The 24,013-nt window shown below is 60.5% G+C and carries 25 protein-coding genes; 11 read left to right on the top strand and 14 right to left on the bottom strand.

Annotated features, from left to right (window positions below):
- Positions 1–30 precede the first annotated feature (30 nt).
- Both J5276_RS11160 and J5276_RS11155 read right to left on the bottom strand, forming a co-directional pair.
- Positions 31–1,008, bottom strand: coding sequence for an L-threonylcarbamoyladenylate synthase (locus tag J5276_RS11160; RefSeq protein ID WP_112155197.1), 978 nt, complete (start codon positions 1,006–1,008; stop codon positions 31–33).
- A gap of 64 nt (positions 1,009–1,072) precedes the next feature.
- Positions 1,073–1,681, bottom strand: coding sequence for a DUF6656 family protein (locus J5276_RS11155; protein WP_013635584.1), 609 nt, complete (start codon positions 1,679–1,681; stop codon positions 1,073–1,075).
- Positions 1,682–2,013: 332 nt separating this feature from the next.
- On the opposite strand from J5276_RS11155, the gene J5276_RS11150 reads away from it, so the two are divergent.
- The 4 genes from J5276_RS11150 to J5276_RS11135 all read left to right on the top strand — a co-directional run bounded on the left by J5276_RS11150 (position 2,014) and on the right by J5276_RS11135 (position 5,743).
- Positions 2,014–3,258, top strand: a complete 1,245-nt coding sequence (locus tag J5276_RS11150; protein ID WP_112155297.1) for an aromatic ring-hydroxylating dioxygenase subunit alpha — start codon at positions 2,014–2,016, stop codon at positions 3,256–3,258.
- Positions 3,259–3,265: 7 nt separating this feature from the next.
- Positions 3,266–4,348 carry a hybrid-cluster NAD(P)-dependent oxidoreductase gene (locus tag J5276_RS11145; RefSeq protein ID WP_013635587.1) on the top strand — a complete coding sequence of 361 codons (1,083 nt, stop codon included), beginning with the start codon at positions 3,266–3,268 and terminating at the stop codon, positions 4,346–4,348.
- Positions 4,349–4,529: 181 nt separating this feature from the next.
- Positions 4,530–4,994: a BA14K family protein gene (locus tag J5276_RS11140; protein WP_003511718.1), complete on the top strand. Its 465-nt coding sequence runs from the start codon at positions 4,530–4,532 to the stop codon at positions 4,992–4,994.
- 224 nt (positions 4,995–5,218) lie between these two features.
- Positions 5,219–5,743 carry a BA14K family protein gene (locus J5276_RS11135; protein ID WP_174011259.1) on the top strand — a complete coding sequence of 175 codons (525 nt, stop codon included), beginning with the start codon at positions 5,219–5,221 and terminating at the stop codon, positions 5,741–5,743.
- Positions 5,744–5,846: 103 nt separating this feature from the next.
- Here the strand turns inward: J5276_RS11135 and J5276_RS11130 are convergent, their stop codons facing one another.
- A complete protein-coding gene (locus J5276_RS11130) occupies positions 5,847–6,842 on the bottom strand; it encodes a transporter (protein WP_003511722.1) in 996 nt (331 codons plus the stop codon).
- 223 nt (positions 6,843–7,065) lie between these two features.
- Here J5276_RS11130 and J5276_RS11125 point away from each other — a divergent pair, with 223 nt between their 5' ends.
- From J5276_RS11125 to J5276_RS11115, 3 genes are all read left to right on the top strand, one after another.
- A complete protein-coding gene (locus J5276_RS11125) occupies positions 7,066–8,850 on the top strand; it encodes an acyl-CoA dehydrogenase (RefSeq protein ID WP_112155198.1) in 1,785 nt (594 codons plus the stop codon).
- Between the two features lie 10 nt (positions 8,851–8,860).
- Entirely contained in the window at positions 8,861–9,619 is a 759-nt protein-coding gene (locus J5276_RS11120; RefSeq protein ID WP_019564207.1) for a crotonase/enoyl-CoA hydratase family protein, read from the top strand.
- Positions 9,620–9,709: 90 nt separating this feature from the next.
- Positions 9,710–10,024: a hypothetical protein gene (locus J5276_RS11115; RefSeq protein ID WP_003511727.1), complete on the top strand. Its 315-nt coding sequence runs from the start codon at positions 9,710–9,712 to the stop codon at positions 10,022–10,024.
- On the opposite strand, the gene J5276_RS11110 is transcribed toward J5276_RS11115, so the two are convergent.
- Both J5276_RS11110 and J5276_RS11105 read right to left on the bottom strand, forming a co-directional pair.
- Complete coding sequence (locus tag J5276_RS11110; RefSeq protein WP_112155199.1) at positions 10,025–11,275, bottom strand: class I SAM-dependent RNA methyltransferase; 1,251 nt, start codon at positions 11,273–11,275, stop codon at positions 10,025–10,027.
- On the bottom strand, positions 11,272–12,024 hold the full coding sequence (locus J5276_RS11105; RefSeq protein WP_019564205.1) for a TlyA family RNA methyltransferase: 753 nt from the start codon (positions 12,022–12,024) through the stop codon (positions 11,272–11,274). Before J5276_RS11105 ends, J5276_RS11110 begins: the two co-directional genes overlap by 4 nt.
- 277 nt (positions 12,025–12,301) lie before the next feature.
- Here J5276_RS11105 and J5276_RS11100 point away from each other — a divergent pair, with 277 nt between their 5' ends.
- Together J5276_RS11100 and J5276_RS11095 are read left to right on the top strand one after the other, a co-directional pair.
- The gene (locus tag J5276_RS11100; RefSeq protein ID WP_112155200.1) at positions 12,302–14,323 is read left to right on the top strand and encodes a methyl-accepting chemotaxis protein; all 2,022 of its coding nucleotides are present in this window, start codon (positions 12,302–12,304) and stop codon (positions 14,321–14,323) included.
- A 126-nt stretch (positions 14,324–14,449) separates the two neighbouring features.
- Positions 14,450–14,833 (top strand): ACT domain-containing protein, encoded by a 384-nt coding sequence (locus tag J5276_RS11095; protein ID WP_003511736.1) that lies wholly within the window; start codon positions 14,450–14,452, stop codon positions 14,831–14,833.
- Positions 14,834–14,887: 54 nt separating this feature from the next.
- Here the strand turns inward: J5276_RS11095 and J5276_RS11090 are convergent, their stop codons facing one another.
- Together J5276_RS11090 and J5276_RS11085 are read right to left on the bottom strand one after the other, a co-directional pair.
- Positions 14,888–15,196 (bottom strand): putative quinol monooxygenase, encoded by a 309-nt coding sequence (locus J5276_RS11090; protein WP_112155201.1) that lies wholly within the window; start codon positions 15,194–15,196, stop codon positions 14,888–14,890.
- Between the two features lie 6 nt (positions 15,197–15,202).
- Positions 15,203–15,997, bottom strand: a complete 795-nt coding sequence (locus J5276_RS11085; RefSeq protein WP_003511741.1) for a helix-turn-helix domain-containing protein — start codon at positions 15,995–15,997, stop codon at positions 15,203–15,205.
- A 107-nt stretch (positions 15,998–16,104) separates the two neighbouring features.
- On the opposite strand from J5276_RS11085, the gene J5276_RS11080 reads away from it, so the two are divergent.
- The gene (locus tag J5276_RS11080; protein ID WP_112155202.1) at positions 16,105–16,467 is read left to right on the top strand and encodes a nuclear transport factor 2 family protein; all 363 of its coding nucleotides are present in this window, start codon (positions 16,105–16,107) and stop codon (positions 16,465–16,467) included.
- A 41-nt stretch (positions 16,468–16,508) separates the two neighbouring features.
- On the opposite strand, the gene dxs is transcribed toward J5276_RS11080, so the two are convergent.
- The 7 genes from dxs to J5276_RS11045 form a co-directional block, all read right to left on the bottom strand.
- Positions 16,509–18,428 carry a 1-deoxy-D-xylulose-5-phosphate synthase gene (gene dxs / locus J5276_RS11075; RefSeq protein WP_003511745.1) on the bottom strand — a complete coding sequence of 640 codons (1,920 nt, stop codon included), beginning with the start codon at positions 18,426–18,428 and terminating at the stop codon, positions 16,509–16,511.
- A gap of 98 nt (positions 18,429–18,526) precedes the next feature.
- The gene (locus J5276_RS11070) at positions 18,527–19,450 is read right to left on the bottom strand and encodes a pirin family protein (RefSeq protein WP_003511747.1); all 924 of its coding nucleotides are present in this window, start codon (positions 19,448–19,450) and stop codon (positions 18,527–18,529) included.
- 102 nt (positions 19,451–19,552) lie between these two features.
- Entirely contained in the window at positions 19,553–19,807 is a 255-nt protein-coding gene (locus J5276_RS11065) for an exodeoxyribonuclease VII small subunit (RefSeq protein ID WP_003503059.1), read from the bottom strand.
- A 2-nt stretch (positions 19,808–19,809) separates the two neighbouring features.
- The gene (locus J5276_RS11060) at positions 19,810–20,745 is read right to left on the bottom strand and encodes a histone deacetylase family protein (RefSeq protein WP_112155203.1); all 936 of its coding nucleotides are present in this window, start codon (positions 20,743–20,745) and stop codon (positions 19,810–19,812) included.
- A gap of 26 nt (positions 20,746–20,771) precedes the next feature.
- Entirely contained in the window at positions 20,772–21,335 is a 564-nt protein-coding gene (locus J5276_RS11055; protein ID WP_065658259.1) for a biotin transporter BioY, read from the bottom strand.
- A gap of 31 nt (positions 21,336–21,366) precedes the next feature.
- Positions 21,367–21,972 carry an energy-coupling factor transporter transmembrane protein EcfT gene (locus J5276_RS11050; protein ID WP_111789421.1) on the bottom strand — a complete coding sequence of 202 codons (606 nt, stop codon included), beginning with the start codon at positions 21,970–21,972 and terminating at the stop codon, positions 21,367–21,369.
- The gene (locus tag J5276_RS11045; RefSeq protein WP_111789420.1) at positions 21,969–22,649 is read right to left on the bottom strand and encodes an energy-coupling factor ABC transporter ATP-binding protein; all 681 of its coding nucleotides are present in this window, start codon (positions 22,647–22,649) and stop codon (positions 21,969–21,971) included. Before J5276_RS11045 ends, J5276_RS11050 begins: the two co-directional genes overlap by 4 nt.
- A 115-nt stretch (positions 22,650–22,764) precedes the next feature.
- On the opposite strand from J5276_RS11045, the gene J5276_RS11040 reads away from it, so the two are divergent.
- Entirely contained in the window at positions 22,765–23,958 is a 1,194-nt protein-coding gene (locus J5276_RS11040; protein ID WP_112155204.1) for a winged helix-turn-helix domain-containing protein, read from the top strand.
- The last annotated feature ends 55 nt before the right edge of the window (positions 23,959–24,013 follow it).

Here is a 24,013-nt window from a genome sequence, read left to right as displayed (position 1 = left end):
TGAAACGGTGGGCGAAATGGTGAAGTACCGTCAGCCTCGCGGCGCGGCGGCGCGGGAAAGGCGGTCATTGATCGCCTCTCCAAGACCGTGGGCGGGAATGGTTGTGACCGCGATTGTCGCGGCACCGCTCGCATCGGCCGCTTTGAGATAATCGAACAGATTGGCGGCCGCCTCGGCAAGGTCGCCGGAAGGGCTGAGGTCGAGAACGGTACGGGCCGTCTCTTGTCCCTCAACCGCGATGCCGCCGAACCGGATCAGTGCCTCGTCGGAAGAAACGGACGTCGCGTCGAGGCGAACGGCTGCACCGGGCGCATAATGCGAGGCGAGCATTCCGGGTGCCTCGATGGCAGCTGATGCCTTTTCCGGCCGTTCGAGCTGGGTTCCGGTGATGCGCTCGATCTCCTCGGTGACGATGCCGCCGGGACGAAGCAGCCGCACCCGCCCGTCGTCTTCCACTTTGACGATGGTGGATTCGACACCGACGGAGGCAGCACCGCCATCAAGAATGAGGTTGATCCTTTTACCGAGATCAGCCTCGACATGGGCGGCACTAGTGGGGCTGATCTTGCCTGAACTATTGGCACTGGGCGCAGCAAGAGGTTTGTCGAACCGGCGGATCAGATCACCGGCGAAACCCTGCGGAACGCGAATGCCGACGGTATCGAGCCCGGCCGTTGCGAGTGAGTGAATGCCGCTTGCCGGTTTCAGTGGCAGAACCAGCGTCAACGGGCCGGGCCAGAAGGCTTCGGCGAGGCGTCGCGACACGGGATCGAAAACCGCATAACGTTCGGCCATGGCGATATCGGCCATATGGCAGATCAGCGGATTGAACTGCGGCCTGCCTTTCGTTTCGTAAATGCGGGTAATGGCCGCCGGATCGGTGGCGTCCGCAGCAAGGCCGTAGACGGTTTCCGTGGGCAGGGCGATTGGCTGGCCGCGGGAAAGCTCCTCGACAGCCGCCTGCAAGGCGGTTTCCCGCTCGTTTTCGATATCGATATGACGCGCCATGATGCTGCCTTTCAGGGCGTCAATAGCGTATTTCAGGGCCTTATGGAAAGCGCTATCGTGGCTTTTATATTGCCTTGATGATCTTGCGCATCTCGTCCGAGCGGGCGCCGAGCATAAGCACGTTTTTGAGCGCTACGCGCGGGTCGTGGGTCTGGAACAGCAGGCCGCCGCGATGGAAGGAGGTATCGATGGCGACGTTCTTGTTTGGAAGCGCGTTGATGGCGACTGCGAAATACATCCGCGAATAGCGCGCATCGATGTTTTCGAAGAAGTTCTCGGCCCCACTCAACTCGGCGAAGAAATTCGCGAAATAGAATGACCAGAGCACATGGCGCTCTGCGTCGAAACTGGTTTTCGCTGCCGTGACATGGCAATAGCCGAGATGCGGCCGCTCATCCAGCAGATGGTGGAAAACCATCTTGGGAAAACGGATGGACTGGTGAAAGCCATTGAGACGGCTATGGGTGGCATCGGCAGCAGCCTCGAGCTTGCGTCCGGTCATCGCCGCCACTTCTTCATGGCTGTAATAGACGCGTTCCCTCGGCAGCCAGCGTTCTTCGTAGCGGCTTATGCGCCCGGTTCGCAGGAAATCCGAATGCGCGGTCTTTGAACGTATCGGCGTGACCGAATGTTTGCCGGCATCGAAATAACGTATGCGTGTCGCCTTCTCCACCCGGAACGCCCTCGTTGTTGTCGATCAGGCAATATAGTTTAGGGCATGTTAAAACTCCGTTGCGCCACAACCCCCGTTTTTTAACGGGTAGAGAGGGAGCTGCGCGACATCATCCGTCATATTGCGACGTGGTTTCCGGCGGGGAATAGCTGCCGGATTTCGCAGCGGAATGGCGTGCAACGGCCATTGGCGCATGTCGCAATTTGTCGCCAATGCGGAAGCCGATGTCGCTGTCTGCGCTACCGCAAATGAACGCTGATGTTTAGATGGGATCACACTTCCGCAGTCCGATAAATGGTGTGGGGCAGGGCGGTTTGATCGAGGATTTGGCCATGGAATTGCGTGATACCGTACTGCGTCAGCTGAAGAACCGCCGCGAAGGCTTCAGCCTGGAACAGTCTTTCTACACGGACCCGGATTATTTCAATCTGGACATGGAAACCATCTGGTACCGCGACTGGCTGTTTGTCGGCCATGATTGCGAAGTGCCGAAGGCCGGTAACTACATCACCGTTCAGGTCGGCGCCTATTCCGTCGTCATCATTCGCGGTCGCGATGGACAGATTCGCGCCCTCCATAATTCCTGTCGCCATCGCGGTTCCCGCGTATGCTCTTCTCATAAGGGCCAGTCCGCACGCCTCGTCTGTCCCTATCACCAGTGGACCTACGATCTGGACGGCAAGCTGCTGTTTGCCCGCCATATGGGCGATGATTTCGACAAGGCTGAATTCGGCCTGAAGCCGGTCCACTGCGAAACCGTTGCCGGTTACGTCTTCATCTGCCTGGCAGACCAGCCCGCCGATTTCGCGCCGATGCGCGCCGAGGTCGAAAGCTACATGGCGCCGCATCGCATCTGGGAAGCCAAGGTCGCGCATGAAAACACGATCATCGAAAAGGGTAACTGGAAACTCGTCTGGGAAAACAACCGCGAGTGCTACCATTGCGCCGCCAACCATCCGGAACTCTGCCGCACCTATCCTGAAAACCCGAGCGTTACGGGTACGGACGGTGGTGCAAGCGATCCCGAGATCGGTGGCCACTGGGCGCGCTGCGAGGCTGCCGGCCTGCCGAGCCGCTTCAAGATCGATCCGAAAGGCCAGTTCCGTGTTGCCCGCATGCCGCTGATCGGCGAGGCGGAAAGCTACACCATGTCGGGAAAACGCGCCGTGCGCCGGCCGCTTTCGGATGATGTCAGCATCAGCCATATCGGCGCGCTGCTTCTGTTCCATTATCCGACGACCTGGAACCACTTCCTCGGCGACCACACCATTTCCTTCCGCGTGCTGCCGCTCAACGCCAATGAGACCATGGTCACTACCAAATGGCTGGTGCACAAGGATGCGGTTGAAGGTGTGGATTACGATCTCGAGGATCTCACGCACGTCTGGAACGAAACCAACGATCAGGACCGCCGCATCGTCGAGGAAAACGCCTTCGGCATCCGCTCGCCCGCTTACCAGCCCGGCCCCTATTCCATGGAAGACGAGGGCGGCGTGATGCAGTTCGTCAACTGGTATGCCGATTTCATGGTTGACCGGCTGTCGGGCGACAAGGCCCGCCTTTCGGCAGTAGCGTAACGCGAAGATGAATATGGCTGTGACCTACAAGCACATAGACGAGATGAAGCCGTGGAGCGATAAGCTTCACCTACTGGAATGCATTTCGGTGACGCCCGAGACGCCTGACGTGATGACATTCCTGTTCCGGTCGGAGGATCAGAACTGGTTCCGTTACCTGCCGGGCCAGTTCGTGACACTGGAGTTGCCGGTAGGCAAGGAGCCGCTCTACCGCACCTACACATTGTCCTCCAGCCCGTCGCGGCCCTATGCGCTGTCGGTCACGGTCAAGGCGCAGGCCACCAGCATCGGCACGCGCTGGATGTTCGACAATCTGAAGCCCGGCATGAAAATCCGGGCGCTCGGCCCGCTCGGCGATTTCTCTTATGTACGGCATCCCGGCGACAAATACCTGTTCATCTCGGCCGGCTCCGGCGTGACGCCGATGATGTCGATGGTGCGCGACATGAGCGACCGCGCGCCGCAGAGTGACATCGCCTTCATCAATTGCTCGCGCTCGCCATCCGATATCGTGTTCCGTCACGAGCTGGAATATCTTGCCCGCTTCATGCCGAAACTGTCGCTCGGTTTCATCGTGGAAAATTGCGGCCGCACTGATCTCTGGTCCGGCTTGAAGGGCATGGTCGACAAGGCCAAGATTGCGCTTCTGTCGCCTGATTTCATGGATCGCACGGTGTTCTGTTGTGGACCGGAGCCTTTCATGGCCGCCATCCGCTCCATGCTGGATGCTTCCGGCTTCGACATGAGCCGTTACCACCAGGAAAGCTTTTCGCCAGCCGCCCCGGTTGCTGTGGGCGAGAGTATTCACACCGTGGCGGATGGCGAAGCACTCTCGATGGTGGGGTTTACGCTTTCCGGCAAGGAGGTGCCGTGCCAGCCCGGCCAGACCGTTCTGATGACGGCGCGCGCCGCCGGTGTGCGCATCGGTGCCGCCTGCGAATCGGGGATATGCGGCACCTGCCGGGTGCTGAAGCTCTCCGGCGAGGTGGAGATGAACCACAATGGCGGCATTCTCGATGACGAAATCGATGAAGGCTATATTCTCGCCTGCTGCTCGCGGCCGTTGACCGACGTGAAGGTGGAAGCCTGAGCGCACGAAATCCTGCGTCTTATGCGGGAATCTATTTTTGAACCGGAACCAAAGGTCTTAAAACTCGTTTGCACGTCATCGAATTCTTTTCGGGTGTTTCAATGGGGCTGCCCCTACCTCCGACAAGACCGAGTAGTTAGAAAGCGCGGTTCAACGCGCTACAGCAAACGGAGGAAAGATCATGATGAATTTCCGCACGACGAGCGTCGCTACGGCGGTTGTCCTGTTCCTGACAAGCTTCACGCCGTCGCAGGCGTTCCAGGCACCTGTTCCGATGGCGAAACCGGCAATCTCAACCGAGAATGTAGTGCCGGTGCAGTATCGTGAATGGGACCGCCGAGGTGACCGTAGATACGGCGACCGCATGTATCGTCCGCGCCCGTCGCGGGACGGATATTATAACGGCCATCGCGGCTATCGCGACCGCCGTCCGGGCTACCGCTATCACAACGGAATGTGGTTCCCGCTGGCGGCATTCGCCACTGGCGCAATCATTGGCGGTGCCATGGCGCAGCCGAGACCGGCTTATGGCGGCAGCCATGTTGCCTGGTGCCAGAATCGTTGGCGCTCTTACCGCGCCTACGATAACAGCTACCAGCCGAACAGCGGTCCGCGTCGTGTATGCGTATCTCCATACAGCCGTTAAGCACGCCTTTCGAAAGCCCGGATCGGATCCGGGCTTTTGTTTTCGGGTGGCGAGTTTCGGTAACCGAAGCGTGACAACGCCGTTAATGCTGGGTTCAGGCGAAAGCGCCTAGCCTGCAACCTGTGATGTTCCAGCCAGCACCGACAAACTGGCTGGATAAAAAGAAAAAGGTGTAATTATTCACGTGCAACGGCCTGTCGACCGTCGTGAATGGAGGAAGTCAGATGAGAAGCTATGTGAAGAATATCCTGGCTGTCGGTCTTTCTGCAATCGTGGTTGCAGGAGCGATTGTTCCCGCTGAGGCAATGCCATTGCTGATGGCGCCGAAGAGTGTCGAGACCCTGGGTAACGATGCCGGCAAGAATGTCGTCAATGTGCAATACTGGCGCGATCGTGGCAATCGTGGCGGCTGGGGCGGCGAACGCCGCGGCTGGTACGGCGGCCATCGCGGTTATCGCGACTACCGCCCGGGTTATCGTCACCACGACGGTTACTGGTTCCCGCTCGCAGCCTTTGCGACGGGCGCGATCATCGGCGGCGCACTGTCGCAGCCGCGCGAAGTCTACCGTCCGGTTCCGGAATATCGCCCGCGTCCGGTCTACCGCGAATATCGTCCGGTCCGTCGTGCCGGCATGAGCCAGGCGCATGTGAACTGGTGCTATGGCCGGTATCGGTCCTACGATGCCTATAGCAACACGTTCCAGCCCTACAATGGCCCACGCCAGCCCTGCTATTCGCCTTACAGCTGATAGCACTACTCCGTCACTCCGGCCTTCATCCGGCAAGACGGAGTAGCGATTGACCAGCCTGATAGTTATTACGAGCCGCCCGGATACGGGCGGCTTTTTGTTTTCACAGAATGCGCGCCCGCTTCAGCACGAACCAGGCAAGCATAACCGAAATCACGATGAAGATGCTGGCCGCCATCGTGCCGCCGGTGCCGACCGTAAATGGCAACTCATCCGTGTTCATGCCGAAGAAGCCAGTGACCAGCGATGGCGGCAGCAGGAATGCCGTCATCAGCGACAGGATATAAAGATGCCGGTTGGTTTCGGACGAGAGCTTGGAATCGATTTCCTCGTGCAGCAGCCTTGCGCGTTCCTGAAGGGCGTAGACATCGTGATCGACGGCCTCGAGGCGGCCCATCAGCCGCGAGGCGACATCCTCGAAACCGTCAGGCATCTCGTCCTCATCGGCGGCAGACGCCCGCCGCATCAGGGTGAGCACCGTGCGCAGATGCCGGTGGAGGCGAACGACCGTGCGCCTGAGCGGCGCAAGCCGCCGCCGCTCGTCGCGGTTTTCGCTGTCATAGACCAGATCCTCGATGGCATTCAGCTCTTCGGTCGTTTCCATCACCAGGCTGATCAGCGAACGCTGGAACTCCGCGACGAGGCCTTCGAAGACATGGGCCGGCGTGAGGTAGCGGTTGGAATTCTTGTCGACTGCCGCTTTCAGCCGGTCCACTGAGCGCAACGGTTGCAGACGGGTGGTAATGATGAAACGGTCGCTGACCGCGAAATGCAGCCAACCGAAATCACGCGTTTCCTGATCGAACTCGCGCTGGAAATCGACCAGCGTTCCATAAAGTGACTTTTCATCCACCGTGATGGACGGATGGGTTTCATGGGTGGTGAGGCTTGCCAGCGCTGCCGGATCGAGACCATCGATCGTTTCGAGAAAGCCCGCCACCCGCTGATCCGCGAGATTGAGGTGCAGCCAGAAGAAGCCCTCGCATTGCGCCATCTCGCCAAAGCCCGCATCGGGCGCAAGCCGCCGGCATGGCGCCGTTCCGGGGTGGAATTGATAGGCCCAGACAAGGCCGGGGATAGCGGGCGTTATGAGATCCATCGTGGCAGTCCTGACCGGCGGAATGGGAGGGGAGGCGTCCGTCGCCCCAAAACGGAAACGGCAGCGGTGGCACGGCACCTGTCAGCGCATGCTGAGCAAATTCATATGACAGTTTTATAACAATCCCGCTGAAAAGGCGGGAATTTTCAAATTGACGTTTACGTAAAAATCATTTAGCCCGAAAGCAACAGCACGATAGGCAAGAGCTTCGGGAGGAGGCAGCATGTATACCGCGCCGGTGGATGATATCGCCTTTACACTCAAACATGTGGCGGGTCTGCAAGACGCGTTGTCCAGAGGTGCTCTGGGAGACCTCGGTGAAGATGTGGTCGATGCCATATTACAGGAGGCCGGCCGTTTCGCCACCGAGCAGGTCGCGCCGCTTGCCGATATAGGCGACCGACAGGGCGCGCGGCTGAGCGACGGCAAGGTCTCAACGCCGGACGGCTGGGCCGATCTTTACCGGCGCTGGGCTGAGGCCGGCTGGAACAGCCTCACCGCACCGGAAGAATTCGGCGGCCAGAACCTGCCGCATATGCTGAACGTCGCCGCACTCGAAATGTGGAATTCCGGTTCCATGGCTTTTGCGCTTGCGCCGACGCTCACCATGGGCGCGGTGGAAGCTCTCGTTGCCCACGGTAGCAACGACCTGAAGCGCATCTATCTTCCCAAACTCGTCTCCGGCGAATGGACCGGCACGATGAACCTCACCGAACCGCATGCGGGATCGGACCTTGGCGTACTGAAAACCCGTGCCGAGCGTAATGGTGACGGCACCTACCGCGTTTTCGGGCAGAAGATTTTCATCACCTGGGGCGAACATGACGCCGCGGACAATATCATCCACCTCGTTCTCGCCCGCCTGCCGGATGCGCCGGCCGGCACGCGCGGAATTTCGCTGTTCCTCGTGCCGAAATTCCTGCCCGAAGACGACGGCACGCCGGGCAGCCGCAACGACGTCTTCTGCCATTCGCTGGAGCACAAGCTCGGCATTCACGGTTCGCCCACCTGCACGATGATCTTCGGGGACGGAAAGTTTGGCGAAGAGAAGGGTGCCTTGGGCTGGCTGATCGGCGAGGAGAACAAGGGTCTCACCTGCATGTTCACCATGATGAACAACGCCCGCCTTGCCGTTGGCATGCAGGGCGTGGCGATCTGCGAGGCGGCGACACAGAAGGCAATCGAATACGCCAGGGAACGCACGCAGGGCAAGGCGCCCGGCTGGCAGGGTTCGGGCATGAGCCCGATCATCGAGCATCCCGATATCGCCCGTACGCTGTTGACGATGAAAGCGCTGACGCAAGGTGCGCGCGCCATCTCCTTCAACTGCGCCCACGCCATCGATATGGCGCATGCCGCCGAGGACGTGGCTGAACGCGCTCACTGGCAGGAGCGCGCAGCTCTTTTAACGCCAATCGCCAAGTCCTTCTCCACCGATGCCGGTGTCGATGTCGCTTCCATGGGCATTCAGGTGCATGGCGGCATGGGTTTCATCGAGGAAACCGGTGCGGCGCGTTACCTGCGCGATGCCCGCATCGCGCCGATCTACGAAGGCACCAACGGCATTCAGGCGATCGACCTGGTGGTGCGCAAGCTGCCGCTTTCCGATGGCGCACAGGTGCGCGGTTTCATCGCAGAATTGCGTGAAATCGTCGCCCGAACTGCTGCCTCGAACCGCAGTGATCTCGGCGAGACTGCCCGTTATCTCGAAACGAGTCTCACCGATCTAGAAACGGCGACCGACTGGTTGCTGGAACGCCTGAAAGCGGGCGAAACCGAAACCGCGCTCGCCGGTGCCACGCCCTATCAGCGCCTCTTCGGGCTGGCGCTCACCGGAGCCTATCTTGCCAAGGGCGCCCTGGCCCAGGTGGATGACGGCAGGGGAGCGCATCGCGCATCGCTCTGCCGGTTTGCGGCGGAAAACCTGCTGGCGGAAACGGCAGCGCTGAGGGATCGCGTCATTGCCGGTGCAGCAAGCCTTGCCGCCGCCCGCGCCGTACTGGGTTAAGGAGAAAACCATGTCGGACGACCATATTTTAGTCGAGCGGGTCAGTCATGCGCCTGACGTTATGACCATCCGCTTCAACCGGCCGGAAAAGAAAAATGCCATCACCGATGCAATGTATCTGCGCATGGCAGAGGCTCTGAAGGCCGCCAATGCAGACCCGGATATCCGTGTCGTCGCGTTTCTGGGTACGGAAGGCTGCTTTTCCGCCGGCAATGACATGGCCGATTTTCTTGCCTTCGCCATGTCTGGTGCAAAGGGCAAGCTCGCGGTGCTCGATCTTCTGAAGGCGCTGGCAACCTTCGAAAAGCCGCTGGTTTCGGGCGTCGATGGGTTGGCCATCGGCATCGGCACGACGCTGAACCTGCATTGCGATCTGACCGTTGCCTCCAACCGCAGCCTGTTCAAGACGCCGTTTGTGGATCTGGCGCTGGTGCCGGAAGCTGCGTCCAGCCTGCTTGCGCCAAAGCTCATCGGCCATCAGCGCGCCTTTGCCCTGCTGGCCATGGGCGAAGGTTTTACCGCCGAACAGGCCTTGCAGGCCGGAATGATCTGGAAAGTCGTGGCGCCGGAACATGTCGAAAGCGAAACGCTGGCGCTTGCCACGCGGCTTGCCGCCAAGCCGCAGCAGGCGCTGAAGATTGCCCGCGATCTCGTGCGCGGCAATCCGGCAGATGTGCTGGCCCGCATCGATGAGGAAGCCCGCCATTTCACCGCGCAATTGCAGAGTGCCGAGGCGCGGGCCGCTTTCGAGGCATTCATGCGGCGTTAAGCGTTCCGGCAGGAATTCCTTGCGGTTAAGGAACCGGGTAATATGGCTTGGGTTAGATAACGCAACGTCATCCTTCGAAGGCCACCCGCCATGCGTCACTTTGTTTTCGCCCTGACCGTCCTCCTCTCCGCTGCGACTGTCGCAGAGGCGGCGGCGACCGTGCCTTTGCCGGGTTCGAGCAATAACGTCATTTTGGCGCAGTCCACGCAAGACGACAGCCCGAATTATTACTCCGGCAATTCCCGCGATCGCCAGCGCCGCGCGCGTTTCGTTTGCGTCATCACTCCACCGGACAGCGCCAATCGTCGTCGGCCCTATGTCTGCCCCATCGAGCAGGGCCGCGTTGGCGGCGCCTGCCGTTGCTCGGGCGTGGTCGGCAACGGCACTGTTGACACCGCCTGGTGATTATTTCTCCAGCGTCGCCACCGCTTCCACATGCGGCGACCACAAGAACTGGTCGACCGGCGTGACGCGCGTGACGCGATAGCCGCCCTCCACCAGAATGGCGAGGTCGCGCGCAAGCGTCAGCGGATTGCAGCTGACGGCGACGATTTTCTTCACCGCGCTGCGCGCAAGTTCCTTGCACTGGACTTCCGCACCGGCGCGCGGCGGATCGAACACAACGGCATCGTAATTCTTCATTTCGCTCGTCATCAACGGCCGGCGGAAAAGATCACGCTTTTCGATGCTGACGGGTTTCAGGCCCTGCGTGTTGCGCGCGGCGAAATCGAGCGCTTTCAGCGGCTTGTCCTCTGCCTCAACCGCATGCACGCGGCCGGCGCGCGCAAGCCGCAGCGCAAACGTGCCGGAACCGCAGAAGAGATCGGCGATGCGTTTGGATTTGCCAACATGGGCAAGCACCAGTTCCGCCATGGCGTCTTCGGCCTGTTTGGTTGCCTGCGTGAAACCGCCGGCCGGTGGGGAAACCGGAATGCCGCCGAATTCGATGATCGGCTTTTGCGGTTCGATCAGGATTTCGCCTGATAGCGCGACACGGGCGATGCCACGCATTGCCAGCACCGTTTCCGTCAATGTGCGCCGCTGTTTGTCGCCGACGGATTTGATGCCTTCGACGGAAATGTCGAGGCCCGAAAGCGTTTCAAGAACGGTCATGCGGAACGGTTCGGCATTCGACGCAAGGGAAAGGCCGATTGCGCGCACGGCGTCCAGCCGCGCGACGATACCGGGCGAGGTGACGGGACATTCCTCGATGGCGACGATGTGATGGCTGTTTGCCTGGTTGAAGCCGAGCAGCAGGCCCTTTTCCGTCTTGCGGGCGGCAAACACCGCGCGGCGGCGCTCGCCGGGGCGACAGATGACGAGATCGTCTACTGGCGGCGTCAGGCCTTTCGATCTCAGCGCCGAAACCACCAGCTCTCGCTTGAAGGCGTGGTAGGGCTGGTCGGCAAAATGCTGCAGCGAACAGCCGCCGCAGGTGCCGTTAACGCCCTCGGGGCCGAAGTGGCGGCACACGGGTTCGCGGCGATCCGCGGAGGCTTCCGCAATCGAGATGATGGTGCCGGTATCCTTGACCTTGGCGATGGCCACCGTTTCGCCGGGCAGGGCGAAGGGCACATAGACCGGGCCGTCGGGACAGTGCGCAATGCCGTCGCCTTGGGCGCCAAGGCTCTTGATGCTGACGGTCTGCGTGCTCATGGCTTTTCGCCTCCGAGAAGAAATTCGATATTGCCATCGCCGCCGGAAATCGGCGAGGGGATGAGACCGAGGCTCTTCCAGCCCATGTCTTCAACGAGCCAGCGTTCCAGTTCGGCAGCAACGGCAGGCGCCGTTTCCGGCTCTTTCAACAGCCCGGCCTTGCTGATGGCATCACGGCCTGCCTCGAATTGCGGCTTGACCAGCAGAACCGCTTGCGCGCCGGAGGCGGCAAGTGCGAGTGCCGGGGCAAGGGCGAGCTTTATGGAGATGAAGGACACGTCGGAGACGATGAAGTCCACGGACCGGTCATCAATGTCGTCGGTTGTCAGGAAGCGCGCATTCAGCCCTTCCAGATTGGTCACGCGCGGATCGTTCTCGATCCGTGGATGCATCTGCCCGTGGCCGACATCGATGGAGGTGACGTGTTTTGCGCCGCGATGAAGCAATACCTCGGTGAAGCCGCCGGTGGAGGCGCCGACGTCGAGGCATTCATGGCCCTTCGGATCGAGCCCGAAGTGATCGAGCGCGGCGGTGAGCTTGAGGGCGGCGCGGGAAACATAGGCCTGCGCCGGATCGGTAATGGCGATCTTGACGTTTCCGGCAACGGTTTGGCTGGGCTTTGTGGCCGTTTTCCCGTTGACGCTCACGGTGCCGCGCGCAATCGCATCGCGCGCACGCGAGCGGCTGGCAAAGTGGCCGAGCGAAACAAGAAGCTGGTCAAGCCGTTCATTTTCAGGTGTTTTGGACATGGTCCCGTGTCAATGACCGCCAAACCCCGCAGATGCAAGCGATTTATCACGGGCAAGGCTTCGCAACGGCACCATTTGCCGCAGCGCAGGGTCGTTTCGTGGTCGTTAAACAGCATATGCGATTAATCCAATATAAAGGCTTGTATTGCACTTTGTCTGCAAGGCCCGTGCGGCCAGTCGGAACCTGCCATGACGGCATCTCCTCCCATTTCCAAAATTGCGACCGTTGCAGCGCAGACGCTTGCTCCGTGGCATCAGGTCGCCGAGAGAGTTTGCGATGTCGCTAAAAAATTTCCCCATCAACATTAAGCTCATTGTCACCTTCTGCGTCTTGATGGGCGTTTGCCTGCTCGCCTCGGCGGTGGTCTTCTGGCAGACGCTGGGGAGCGAGCACGTCACGGTCCAGAACAACAAGGCCAACAACATCCTGCATGCGGTTGACGGTGCAACGGCCGCCATGCTGGAACAGGCCGTCAACCAGCGCGGCTTTCTGCTGTTTCGCAGCGACAGCACCTACAACGATGTTTTCGCCCAGCGCGATCTGATGCTGAAGAAGCTTGGTGAAGCCCGTGCGCTTGCCGCCGGCCAGCCGGACATTCTGAAATCCATCGATGACATGCAGGCATCCGCCACCGTGTTCTTCAAGGAACTGGCGGAACCGCAGCTTGCCGCCCGCAAGACGACCGAAGCACCGATTTCCGAAATCATCGAGATCGGTCGCAATCAGGCCAAGGGTCAGCTCGACGGTTTCCGCGCCTCCGCCGCCAAGATCAAGGACCAGCTGAACGGCTTGTCGGCAAGCTACGCCGCACAGCAGGACGCTGCCGCACTCAACCTCAAGCTCGCACTTCTGGGTGGCGGCGCGGTTGCCGGTCTTCTGGCCGTGGCCCTCATCTGGGCGCTGTCGCGCTCCATCGTCACGCCGATCGTCGGTATGACGGCGGCTATGAGCAGGCTTGCCGATGGTGACATGACCACGGAAGTTCCGGCTCTCGACCGCAAGGATGAAGTCGGCAAAATGGCGAAGGCCGTTCTCGTCTTCAAGGAAGCCGGGCTGGAAAAATCCCGCCTTGCCGGCGAAACCGAGCGCATGCGCTCCGCAACCGAGACCGAGCGCCGCCGCAACGAAGAAGAGAAGGCCCAGGACGAAGCCGCCAACGCCCTTGCGCGTGACGAGCTTGGCAAGGGTCTTGCGGCTCTGGCGGAAGGCGATCTCGCCTACCGTATCGAAACGCCGTTCGCCTCCTACATCGACCCCATCCGTATCGACTTCAACAGCGCTGTCGAAAAGCTGCAGCAGGCCATGCGCGCCGTTGGCGAGAATGCCGCTGCAATCAATGCCGGGGCTTCGGAAATGCTCTCTGCTGCCGACGACCTGTCGCGCCGCACCGAACAGCAGGCCGCTTCCATCGAGGAAACCGCCGCAGCACTGGAAGAAGTCACCACCACGGTGCGCGACAGCGCAAGGGGTGCTGAGGACGCCGGCAATCTGGTTCAGCGTGCCCGCAGCGGAGCGGAAAAATCCGGCGTCGTGGTTCGCAAGGCGGTTGCCGCCATGCGCGAGATCGAAAAATCATCAGGCGAAATCGGCAATATCATCGGCGTCATCGACGATATCGCTTTCCAGACCAACCTGCTTGCGCTGAACGCAGGCGTCGAAGCCGCCCGTGCGGGTGATGCGGGCAAGGGCTTTGCCGTCGTCGCGCAGGAAGTGCGTGAACTCGCCCAGCGTTCCGCCAATGCCGCAAAGGAAATCAAGACGCTGATCGGCGCTTCCAGCCAGCAGGTGGAAAACGGCGTCAACCTCGTCGACGAGACTGGCAAGGCGCTCGAACTCATCGTGGCAGAAGTCGAGGAGATCAACGCCCATGTCAGCGCCATCGTCGTCGCTGCCCGCGAACAGGCGACTGGTCTGCAGGAAATCAACACGGCCGTGAACACCATGGATCAGGGCACGCAGCAGAATGCCGCAATGGTTGAGCAGCAGACCGCCGCCAGCCATTCGCTCGCCCGTGAAGCGGAAGCGCTCAATAGCCTGCTCGGCCAGTTCAAGGTGGGCGGCGTTCGAGGTGCCGTTGCCGGCGCCGGCGGATATTCTGCTCCTCGCCAGTCCTCGGTGAAGCCTGTCTACCAGTCCGCACCCGCAGCACCAGTCAGAAAAGCCGCAGTGAAGCCTGCCTCCACAACCGCAAGGCCGGTCGCTTCACCCGCCCGCGCCCTTGGCCAAAGCCTCGCCCGCGCCTTTGGCGGCAAAGCGGAAGCGCCGGCTGCCAAGGATCAGGACTGGACGGAGTTCTGAGCCTGACGGTCACGATCATCAAGCGTGAATCAGGGGGCTGTGAAGCCCCCTTTTTGTTGCTAGATTTACGGCGCGAGCACTCAACCACGCGTTCTGTCGCAGTTTCCCAACAAAGGTGATTTCGAGATGGCACCTAGGATCAAGTTGAAAGTTCTGGATGGTGCATATGGGGTGGCCCGACTTGAGGCATCTGAAGCCATTCCGGCCTGGGCCGATGGCGGTGGCTTCGTCAGTATCACCCGGACCGATGATGAGCTTTCCATCGTCTGCCGGGAAGATCGTATACCTGGGCATGTCAGATCTGATACGGGTTGGTCCTGTCTAAAGCTACAGGGGCCATTTGCCTTCGATGAAACGGGCATCGTCTTGTCCGTTATCGAGCCGCTCTCGACCAATGAGATCGGTATATTCGTGGTTTCGACTTTCGATGGCGACCACCTGCTTGTGAAATCGAACGATCTGGAAAAAGCTTTCGTTCTGCTGAAAAATGCAGGACATTCGCTCATCTAATATCCATTTCGCAGCGACACTGATGCACTATGCGTTGGTGGGACGATGATAGTCTCACGCGGCGTGATCGGCCCGCATGGGGTGCCAGACGGAAATGTCGCGCGGGGCATCTAGAAGCTCGGGCAAGGCATCGTGCCAAGCCTGCCGATAGGGACGATGGATCTGAACGGCGAGTACGTCCTTATGATCGCTCCAGGTCTCATGCAGCAGGAAGTGGTTTTCGTTTTCGCCGTCCCGATGCAGGGTTGCGTTCACAAAGGTGTTCTCGTGTCGCATGGCGTCGAGCAGATCATTCAGCAATCCTAGAAAACGTTCGCGCTGATCGGCACGGACCTTGAAGCCGATGAGATAGGTGGTGTGCATGGATAGTTACTCCTTTGTACCGTTCATCAGGGCGGCGCGGGTCTCAGCGTCGGCCGGGTAGAAACATTCCAGCACCAGCTCGGACAACGTCACATCAGTGGCGGTTCCGAAAACCGTGGTGGTCGAAATGAAGCGCAGCACGCCCCCGGACAACGGATCGCGTAGTTCGAGCGGTATCGCCAGCGGATCGGCCCCGGCGGAATGCCGTGGAGCTGCGGGCGCGGGATAGGCGGAAAGTTCCGCATGCAGCCTGGAAAGCGTCTCGTCTCCGGTCTCTTCGACTTGGCGGCGTAGGCGATCCAGCAGGTGATGCCGCCATTCGGCAAGATTGACGATGCGTGAACTCAAGCCATCAGGATGCAGGCTCAGCCGCAATACATTGAGGGGCGGGTGAAGCAGGTCTTCGGATATGCCGGCGAGAAGCGATTTGATCGCATCATTTGCAAGAACCAGATTCCAGTGGCGGTCGACGGCAAGTGCCGGGAAGGGCATGTGGCCCTGCACCACGGTTTCGACGGCCTTACGAACGGCCGTCATATCAGGCGCATCCAGTGATCGTTCGGAATGGATCGGCGCATAGCCTGCCGCCAGCATCAGCCGGTTGGCGGCGCGGGCTGGCATGGAAAGCTGCTCTGCCAGCCTCGCCAGCATTTCACGGCTGGGCGATGATCGTCCGCTTTCCACAAAACTCAGATGGCGCGCCGATATCTCGGCATCGGACGCCAGATCGAGCTGGCTCAATCTGCGGCGCGCCCGCCATTCCTTAAGCACCTGGCCGACATGTTCTTGATGATGTGTCATGCCCCGCAGCCTAGCAGAAGATATCGGCAATGCGATTACCTCGCAGGTAATTGTTCTGCGTCACAGCCCCCGGCATGCTCAGGCCGTCAACCAAAAGGAGCGCAATCATGACGCAACATCTCAAAATCGCCGAAACCTACCTCGCTGTCTGGAACGAGGAGAACGATGAACGCCGCCAGCGCCTCGTCAGCCAAGGCTGGGCTGAAATGGCGTGCTATACAGATCCTTTGATGCAGGGTGAGGGGCAGCAGGGGATCGCCGCGATGATCGAGGCGGCGCGGCAGAAATTTCCGGGATATCGCTTTGTGCTCACAGGCACCCCGGATGGCCACGGCAACTTCACCCGTTTTTCATGGCGTCTCATTTCGCCTGACGGAGAAGATGTCGCCGGCGGAACCGATGGCGTCAGCCTAAATGCCGAGGGGCAGATTGAAAATGTCGTCGGTTTTCTCGATGGCGCCGCATCCTGAGGCAGAGGCGGGTCGTCCCGCCTTCTGTCCCGGTAATGCTGTCAGCCGGCGAAACCGACGCCGGCCTGACGCTGGCCGAGCGCATTGAACACGGTGGAAACGATGCCGGCGCGGTCGAGGCCGGCATTGGCATACATGGTCTCGGGCTTGGCCTGCTCCACCCAATGGTCGGGCAGCGTCAGGGTCCGAACCTTCGGGCCGTGGTCGAGCAAGCCTGCGCTTGCCATGAAATGCAGCACATGTGCACCGAAACCGCCGACAGAGCCTTCCTCGATCGTCACCAGAACCTCGTGATGAGCGGCAAGCTGGCGGATGAGGTCGAGGTCGAGCGGCTTGGCGAAGCGCGCATCGGCAACCGTGGTCGAAAGTCCGGCGGCATCGAGGTCTTCGGCAGCCGCCAGGCATTCGGCAAGGCGTGTGCCGAAGGAAAGGAGTGCAACCTTCGTGCCTTCCTTGATGATGCGGCCCTTGCCGATCTGCAAAATCTCACCGCGCGCGGGCATCTCCACGCCCACGCCTTCGCCGCGCGGATAACGGAAGGAAATCGGGCCTTCATCATAGGCTGCGGCTGTGCGAACCATATGTTTCAGCTCGGCCTCGTCGGACGCCGCCATAACCACCATGCCGGGCAGGGTGGCGAGGAATGTGGTGTCGAAAGAGCCGGCATGGGTCGGTCCGTCTGCGCCGACGAAACCGGCGCGGTCGATGGGGAAGCGCACGGGCAAGCTCTGGATCGCCACATCATGCACCAGCTGGTCGTAACCGCGTTGCAGGAAGGTGGAATAAAGCGCGCAGAACGGCTTGTAACCGTCAGCCGCAAGCCCCGCCGCGAAAGTGACGGCGTGCTGCTCGGCAATGCCGACATCGAAGGTGCGGGCCGGGAAAAGCTCGGCCATCTTGTCCAGCCCGGTACCATTAGGCATGGCGGCGGTGACGCCGATGATCTTGTCGTCGAGGGTCGCTTCCTGGATAAGCGCTTCGGCAAACACGCTGGTATAGCTTGGCGCATTCGGCTTGGCTTTCGCCTGTGCGCCGGTAATGACATCGAACTTGTTGACGCCGTGATATTTGTCCGCTGCCGCTTCTGCTGGCGCATAACCCTTGCCCTTCTGCGTCACCACATGGATGAGAACAGGGCCTTTCTGGTTGTCGCGCACATTGCGCAGCACCGGCAGCAGGTGATCGAAGGAATGACCGTCGATCGGGCCGATGTGGTAGAAGCCAAGCTCCTCGAACAGCGTGCCGCCGGTTACGTAACCGCGCGCATGGGTCACGGCGCGGGTAATGGCGCGGTCGATGGTCTTGCCGAGATAGGCGGTGAGTTTCTTGCCGAAATCGCGAAAGCCCATATAGGTGCGGCCGGAGGCCAGCCGCGCGAGATAAGCGCTCATCGCGCCCGTCGGCGGCGCAATCGACATGTCGTTGTCGTTGAGGATGACGATCAGCCGCGCGTCGAGCGCACCGGCATTGTTGAGCGCCTCAAACGCCATGCCCGCAGACATGGAGCCATCACCGATGACGGCGATAACCTTGCGGTCGCTCTGATCCAGCCCCGCAGCCACCGCCATGCCGAGACCGGCGGAAATGGAGGTGGAGGAATGGCCGGCGCCGAAATCGTCATATTCGCTCTCTGCCCGACGCGTGAAACCGGAAAGCCCGCCTTCCTGGCGCAGCGTGCGGATGCGCTCGCGACGGCCGGTCAGGATCTTGTGCGGATAACATTGGTGGCCGACATCGAAGATCAACCGGTCTTCCGGCGTGTTGAACACCTTGTGGATGGCAATCGTCAGCTCCACCACGCCCAGACCGGCACCCAGATGCCCGCCGGTGCTCGACACCGCGTCGATCATCTCGTCGCGCAACTCCCTTGCCAGTTCCGGCAGGTCGCGATCGTCGATCTCCTTGAGATCGGATGGAAAATTCACCCGGTCAAGCAATGGGGTCTGTGGCATTCCGGTCAATCGTTCGGCCTTTTCTCGTGTCAGCGGTGGGCACCAGTGCGTCTTTCATATGGAAAGCCGGCAGTTGAGCCCTGCATGTCGTTCACTTCTATAGAATTTCAACCCTCCGGCAAAGGGACAAACTCTTCTTCGTCGCCGGGAACGATATCGAAGCGTCCGGTTCTCCACTCCTGTTTGGCCTGCTCTATGCGTTCTTTTGATGACGAAACGAAGTTCCACCAGATGTAACGGCGCTGGTTGAGTGCCGCACCGCCGAAGATCATGATGTGACAGCCGCCGCTGCCGCTCTGCAATGTGATGTCGTCGCCGGGCCGGAAGACGAGCAACTGGTCGGCGGCAAAAACGTCACCCGCGACATCCAGAGAGCCGGAAAGAATGTAGATCGCCCGTTCCTCATGGTCGGCGGAGAACGGGAATTTCACACCCGGTTCCAGCGTCAGGTCAACGTAAAGCGTGTCAGTAAAAGCCGAAACGGGGGAAGTGAGGCCTTCGAAATCACCGATAACGACCCGGCCGGATGCGCCCTTGATATCGATCAGAGGCATGTCTTCCCGGGCGGTATGGGAAAAAGCCGGAGCGATTTCCTCCATATGATCGGGGAGGGCAAGCCAGGTCTGCAGGCCGGACATGGAAAGCGGATGGCCGCGCAGGTTTTCCGGCGTGCGCTCCGAATGCACGATTCCGCGCCCCGCCGTCATCAGGTTGATGTCGCCGGGCCGGATGACCAGTTCGGTGCCGAGGCTGTCGCGATGCTTGATTTCGCCGTCAAACAGATAGGTAACGGTGGAAAGCCCGATATGCGGATGCGGCTTGACATCCAGCGCTTCGCCCGCCTTCAGGATGGCCGGACCCATGCGGTCGAAAAAGATGAATGGGCCGACCAGCCGCCGCTGCCGCGTCGGCAGCGCCCGCCGCACGGCGAAGCCGCCAATATCGCTGGTGCGCGGAATGATGAGGTTTTCGATGGCGTCGCAGGCGAAAGCATCACCCGCGACAGGATCGTTGCCGGGAAAGAAGGACATCCGAAGCTCCTCGTATCGTTACACGCAAGCTTACCACGAACGATACGACGTGGGAGCGCCGTAATGTTGAACGCTGTGTCGCCCCCGTTCAACAGGACGTGTTTATTCCCCGTCCAGCGGCTCCACGCCCTGTGGTTTTCCGGCGCGGTCGAGACGGATTTTCTCGATACGCTTTTCGGCGGCGTTCAACAGCGTCTCGCAATGTTTTTTCAGGGCTTCGCCGCGCTCGTAGATGGCGATCGACTCGTCCAGCGCCACGTCTCCGCGCTCCAGGCGTGCAACAATGCTTTCCAGCTCGGCGACGGCCTTTTCGAAGGAATAACCGCTGACATCGGCTGTGTTGGCATTTTCCGTCATTTTCAACCCTTCATCATTCTCAAAATATGCATGGCCGCCGATTCCGCCAGCCCTTCCAGATCATAACCGCCTTCAAGCAGGCTGACGACCCGGTTCGAGGCGTATTTGTCCGCCATTTCCAGCAGCCGCCCCGTCGCCCAGTCGAAATCCTCGCCCACCAGATTGATCTGCGCCAGCGGATCGCGGTGATGCGCGTCGAAACCGGCGGAGATGATGATGAGATCGGGCGAAAAATCGGCAATCGCCGGCAGGACGCGGGATTTGAACGCCTCGCGAAAATACTCGCTGCCGGTATTGGGGGAAAGTGGCGCGTTGACGACATTGTTCTTCAAGCCGGTTTCGTTTTTATCGCCGCTCCACGGGTAAAGCGGCATCTGGTGGGTGGAACAGAACAGCACTGACGTGTCGTTCCAGAAAATATCCTGCGTACCGTTGCCGTGATGCACGTCCCAGTCGATGATGGCGACGCGCTCTGCGCCGTGCACCTTCTGGGCGTGACGGGCGGCGATTGCCGCATTGTTGAAGAGACAGAACCCCATGGCCTTTGCGGTTTCCGCATGGTGGCCGGGCGGGCGGGACGCAACGAAGACGTTGTCGGCGGCACCCGTAAACACGTCATCTACCGCCACCATCGCAGCGCCAATACCGGTCAGCGCCGCCTGGAGGCTTTTCGGCGAGACATAGGTGTCGGCCTCGACGCGGTTGATCTCGCCATCTTCCTCGGGAATCTGGCGCATGACGGACAGCAGATGCTCCTCCGGATGCGCCAGAAGCACGGCATCCTCGTTGGCCTGCGGTGCTTGCTTGCGGACCAGTCGCTCGAAATTCGGATGTTCGAGCGCAATGTTCAGAGATCGCAGCCGATCCGGCCGCTCGGGATGGCCTTCCGGCGTGATGTGTTCAAGGAAGATCGGATGTTCGTAAAGACGGGTCGCCATTCTCTAATCCTCCCGAAATAAGCTGATCAAGCGCGCTGCGGCAAAAGCGGATAACCGACCATCACAGCGCGGCCGGCAAGGGCGGCAAGCACGGCCTTCAACGCATCGCCGGGAATGAAGGCGAGCGAACCCATGAACGCCTTTTCAAACCCGAGCCCGACCACCAGCGCCAGATAGGAGATGCCGAAGGCATAAAGCACGACCACGCCGCCGGCGAGGCTTGCGATGAAGAAACCGATACCCTGCGTCAGAGCCGACTGGCCGCGATTGACGAGTTTTTCCGAGAGCGTGCCGGTGACGAAAGCGGCAGCAATCCAACCGATCAGGAAGCCCGTGGTCGGCGTGGTGAAGATGGAAAGGCCGCCGCGTCCGCCTGAGAGGACTGGCAGGCCGATAGCGGCGATGAGGATGGTCAGAAGAATCGCGAGCGTGCCGCGTTTCGCCCCCAGCACGACACCGGCCAGCATGACGCCAAGCGACTGCGCGGTGATGGGCACCGGAATGAAACCAAGCGTGATCGGCGGCAAAAGTCCGAGTGCGATGATGATGGCGGAAAACAGCGAGATCAGCACAAGGTCGCGGGTCGTCATGGCTCGGGAACTCCGGATGGTTGTTTTGCCGTCAGCTTTGGCCTCTGAAACCGCGCGCGTCAATGGCGTCGGCAATGGCATCCGCATCCTTCAACGTCATAATGACGAGCGGCACGATGATCGTGGCCAGCCGAACGGGGAGGCCGCGCGCGCGGTGCGCATCGCGCACGGCATGGTAACGGTTGACGATCTCCGGCACGAACCGCACGACGAGCCCGACCGCGAGCCCGATATCGGCCGCCTTGACCAGCCCCAGCCTTTCCAGCGGGGCGGCGGCAAGCGCGATTTCGTCCATGAATTGCGAGATGCTGACGGTGATGGTGACGGCGGTGGCGAGAAACGCCAGTGCAGTCAGCCGCAAAAGATTGACACTCGCATCGTGTATCGGAAGCAGCAGATAGCTGAAGGCGGCAACGAGGAGAATGGTCAGCATCACCGGGCGTAGCCGCAGGCCGATCTCGCGGAATTGCAGCCGCGTCTCGCGCAGAATGGCGGCGGCCACAACGACGGCGCATCCCAGCAAAAGCAGATCGCGGGTGAGAAACAGCGCAATGCTGAAAACCATCAGCGTCACGAGCTTGAGTCGCGGAGAGACGCGGTAGAGCCAACCCGTGCCTTCGACATGCAGCGACTTCATCGCGACGCAACCTCCAGATAACGTGCCACCCCCTCTTCGGGGTTGGCGTCTGCAACAAGCTCGCCTTCGTGAAAAACCAGTACGCGATCGAAGCCGGAAAGCAGCGGCAGATCGTGGGTGATGACGACAAGCGCCTGCGACAGCGCAGCCATTGTCTTTTCAACGATCGCGCGGTTTTTGAGGTCGAGCTGATTGGTCGGTTCATCGAGAATGAGGATTTGCGGTTCAGTGACGAGCAGGGCGGCCAGCGCCGCCAGCTGCAATTCGCCGCCGGAAAGCTCGTGCGCGCGCCGTTCTTCCAGATGAGCGATACCGAGCCGGGCAAGCACGGCCTTGACCCGCGTTTCTGTCTCCGTCTTGCCGATACCGAGTCGCTTGAGGCCGAAGGCGACATCGTCGCGTATGATCGGCAGGATGATCTGGTTCTGCGGATTCTGGAAGATGAAACCGACTGCCTGCAATACCGCTCTCGCATCTTTGACGGTGTCGAGACCGTTCACCGACACCTTGCCGCGCGTCGGCTTTGTCAGACCATTAATCAGCCGCGCAAAGGTGGTCTTGCCCGAGCCGTTGAGGCCGATGACGCCGATACGCCGTTCAGTCAATGTCAGGGACACGGGCTGTAAAGCCTGCCTGCCCTCGAAGGCGACGCCTGCGGTGTCGAAACGGATTTCCAAGATTGATGCATCCCTCTATCGCTTTCCGGTTCTATATCGTGTCATCAACAGAAGTGAAACAAAGAACAAAAAAAGAACATTGCAATCCTGAAAAAGCCGTCATACCTTCTGCTTTATGACGATCAAGGTTTCAAACGAAGCGGCAAGGCGGATTTTTCTGGCGCGGCAGGGGCTTTGCTCTCCGCCCGGAAAGGCGCTTTCCAAGGATGGCCTGCTGCAGCTCATTACCGATATCGGTTTCGTGCAGGTGGACAGTATCGGCACGGTGGAGCGCGCCCATCACCAGATAATATTCTCCCGAAACCAGACCTACAGGCGCGAACATCTGACAGCACTGCTGGAAAAAGACCGCGCGCTGTTCGAGCACTGGACGCATGATGCCTCTATCGTGCCGACCGAATTTTACCCCTATTGGAAGCACCGCTTCCGCCGCCGCGAGCCGATCATTCAGGAGCGCTGGCGCAAATGGCATGGTGAGGGGTTCGATGCGGCTTTCGCCGAGACGCTGGAGCGCATCGCCGCCACGGGTCCTGTTCTGGCGCGTGAGTTGAAGGAGGAGGGGGATCAGTCCGGCGGCTGGTGGAACTGGCATCCTTCCAAGACCGCACTCGAATATCTGTGGCACACCGGCAAGCTTGCCATATCCGGCCGCGTGAATTTCCAGAAGGTCTATGATCTGGCTGAGCGGGTCATTCCCGGCGAGCACCACGAAAGCGAAGTGGAGCATACGCAATTCGTCGACTGGGCCTGCCGGCAGGCGCTCACCCGGCTGGGTTTTGCCACCCATGGCGAAATCGCCGCCTTTTTTGATCTCGTTACCCCGCAGGAGGCGAGGGACTGGGTCAAGAGCCACCGTGACGAACTGTGCGAGGTCTCGCTTCTCGCGAGCGATGGCGGTGCTGCCCGTCCGTCCTATGCCTTTGCGGATTTCAGCGCCGATGTCGCCAACCTGCCGGAACCGTCGTCCCGCGTCCGTGTGCTGAGCCCCTTCGATCCGTTGTTGCGCGACCGCAACCGCACGGAGCGGCTGTTTGGCTTCTATTACCGTATCGAGGTCTTCGTACCCGAGCCGAAACGGCAATATGGCTATTACGTCTTCCCGCTTCTGGAAGGCGACCGGCTGATCGGCCGTATCGACATGAAGGCAGACCGCAAGCGCAGCACGCTGGATGTGCGCCGCCTGTGGCTGGAACCGGGCGTGCGCGCCTCAGCAGGAAGGCTCGAGAAACTAGACGCGGAATTGTCGCGGCTTGCGAAGTTTACGGGGGTGGAGAGTGTGAATTATCTGGAGGGGTGGCGGGAAGTGTAATTGCGCCTTGAGCCGGCGACTGCCTCTTCCGTCATGCTCGGGCCCGTCCCGAGCA

Source organism: Agrobacterium sp. S7/73, assembly GCF_019355535.1.
Classification (GTDB): Bacteria; Pseudomonadota; Alphaproteobacteria; order Rhizobiales; family Rhizobiaceae; genus Agrobacterium; species Agrobacterium tumefaciens.
This window is presented reverse-complemented; position numbering and strand designations above follow the sequence as displayed.

Bases quoted from the DNA above. Each gene is read 5' to 3' on its own strand.
- J5276_RS11160 (WP_112155197.1), bottom strand. From the start codon at position 1,008: ATGGCGCGTCATATCGATATCGAAAACGAGCGGGAAACCGCCTTGCAG.
- J5276_RS11150 (WP_112155297.1), top strand. From the start codon at position 2,014: ATGGAATTGCGTGATACCGTACTGCGTCAGCTGAAGAACCGCCGCGAA.
- J5276_RS11145 (WP_013635587.1), top strand. From the start codon at position 3,266: ATGAATATGGCTGTGACCTACAAGCACATAGACGAGATGAAGCCGTGG.
- J5276_RS11140 (WP_003511718.1), top strand. From the start codon at position 4,530: ATGATGAATTTCCGCACGACGAGCGTCGCTACGGCGGTTGTCCTGTTC.
- J5276_RS11135 (WP_174011259.1), top strand. From the start codon at position 5,219: ATGAGAAGCTATGTGAAGAATATCCTGGCTGTCGGTCTTTCTGCAATC.
- J5276_RS11130 (WP_003511722.1), bottom strand. From the start codon at position 6,842: ATGGATCTCATAACGCCCGCTATCCCCGGCCTTGTCTGGGCCTATCAA.
- J5276_RS11125 (WP_112155198.1), top strand. From the start codon at position 7,066: ATGTATACCGCGCCGGTGGATGATATCGCCTTTACACTCAAACATGTG.
- J5276_RS11120 (WP_019564207.1), top strand. From the start codon at position 8,861: ATGTCGGACGACCATATTTTAGTCGAGCGGGTCAGTCATGCGCCTGAC.
- J5276_RS11115 (WP_003511727.1), top strand. From the start codon at position 9,710: ATGCGTCACTTTGTTTTCGCCCTGACCGTCCTCCTCTCCGCTGCGACT.
- J5276_RS11110 (WP_112155199.1), bottom strand. From the start codon at position 11,275: ATGAGCACGCAGACCGTCAGCATCAAGAGCCTTGGCGCCCAAGGCGAC.
- J5276_RS11105 (WP_019564205.1), bottom strand. From the start codon at position 12,024: ATGTCCAAAACACCTGAAAATGAACGGCTTGACCAGCTTCTTGTTTCG.
- J5276_RS11100 (WP_112155200.1), top strand. From the start codon at position 12,302: ATGTCGCTAAAAAATTTCCCCATCAACATTAAGCTCATTGTCACCTTC.
- J5276_RS11095 (WP_003511736.1), top strand. From the start codon at position 14,450: ATGGCACCTAGGATCAAGTTGAAAGTTCTGGATGGTGCATATGGGGTG.
- J5276_RS11090 (WP_112155201.1), bottom strand. From the start codon at position 15,196: ATGCACACCACCTATCTCATCGGCTTCAAGGTCCGTGCCGATCAGCGC.
- J5276_RS11085 (WP_003511741.1), bottom strand. From the start codon at position 15,997: ATGACACATCATCAAGAACATGTCGGCCAGGTGCTTAAGGAATGGCGG.
- J5276_RS11080 (WP_112155202.1), top strand. From the start codon at position 16,105: ATGACGCAACATCTCAAAATCGCCGAAACCTACCTCGCTGTCTGGAAC.
- J5276_RS11070 (WP_003511747.1), bottom strand. From the start codon at position 19,450: ATGTCCTTCTTTCCCGGCAACGATCCTGTCGCGGGTGATGCTTTCGCC.
- J5276_RS11065 (WP_003503059.1), bottom strand. From the start codon at position 19,807: ATGACGGAAAATGCCAACACAGCCGATGTCAGCGGTTATTCCTTCGAA.
- J5276_RS11060 (WP_112155203.1), bottom strand. From the start codon at position 20,745: ATGGCGACCCGTCTTTACGAACATCCGATCTTCCTTGAACACATCACG.
- J5276_RS11055 (WP_065658259.1), bottom strand. From the start codon at position 21,335: ATGACGACCCGCGACCTTGTGCTGATCTCGCTGTTTTCCGCCATCATC.
- J5276_RS11050 (WP_111789421.1), bottom strand. From the start codon at position 21,972: ATGAAGTCGCTGCATGTCGAAGGCACGGGTTGGCTCTACCGCGTCTCT.
- J5276_RS11040 (WP_112155204.1), top strand. From the start codon at position 22,765: ATGACGATCAAGGTTTCAAACGAAGCGGCAAGGCGGATTTTTCTGGCG.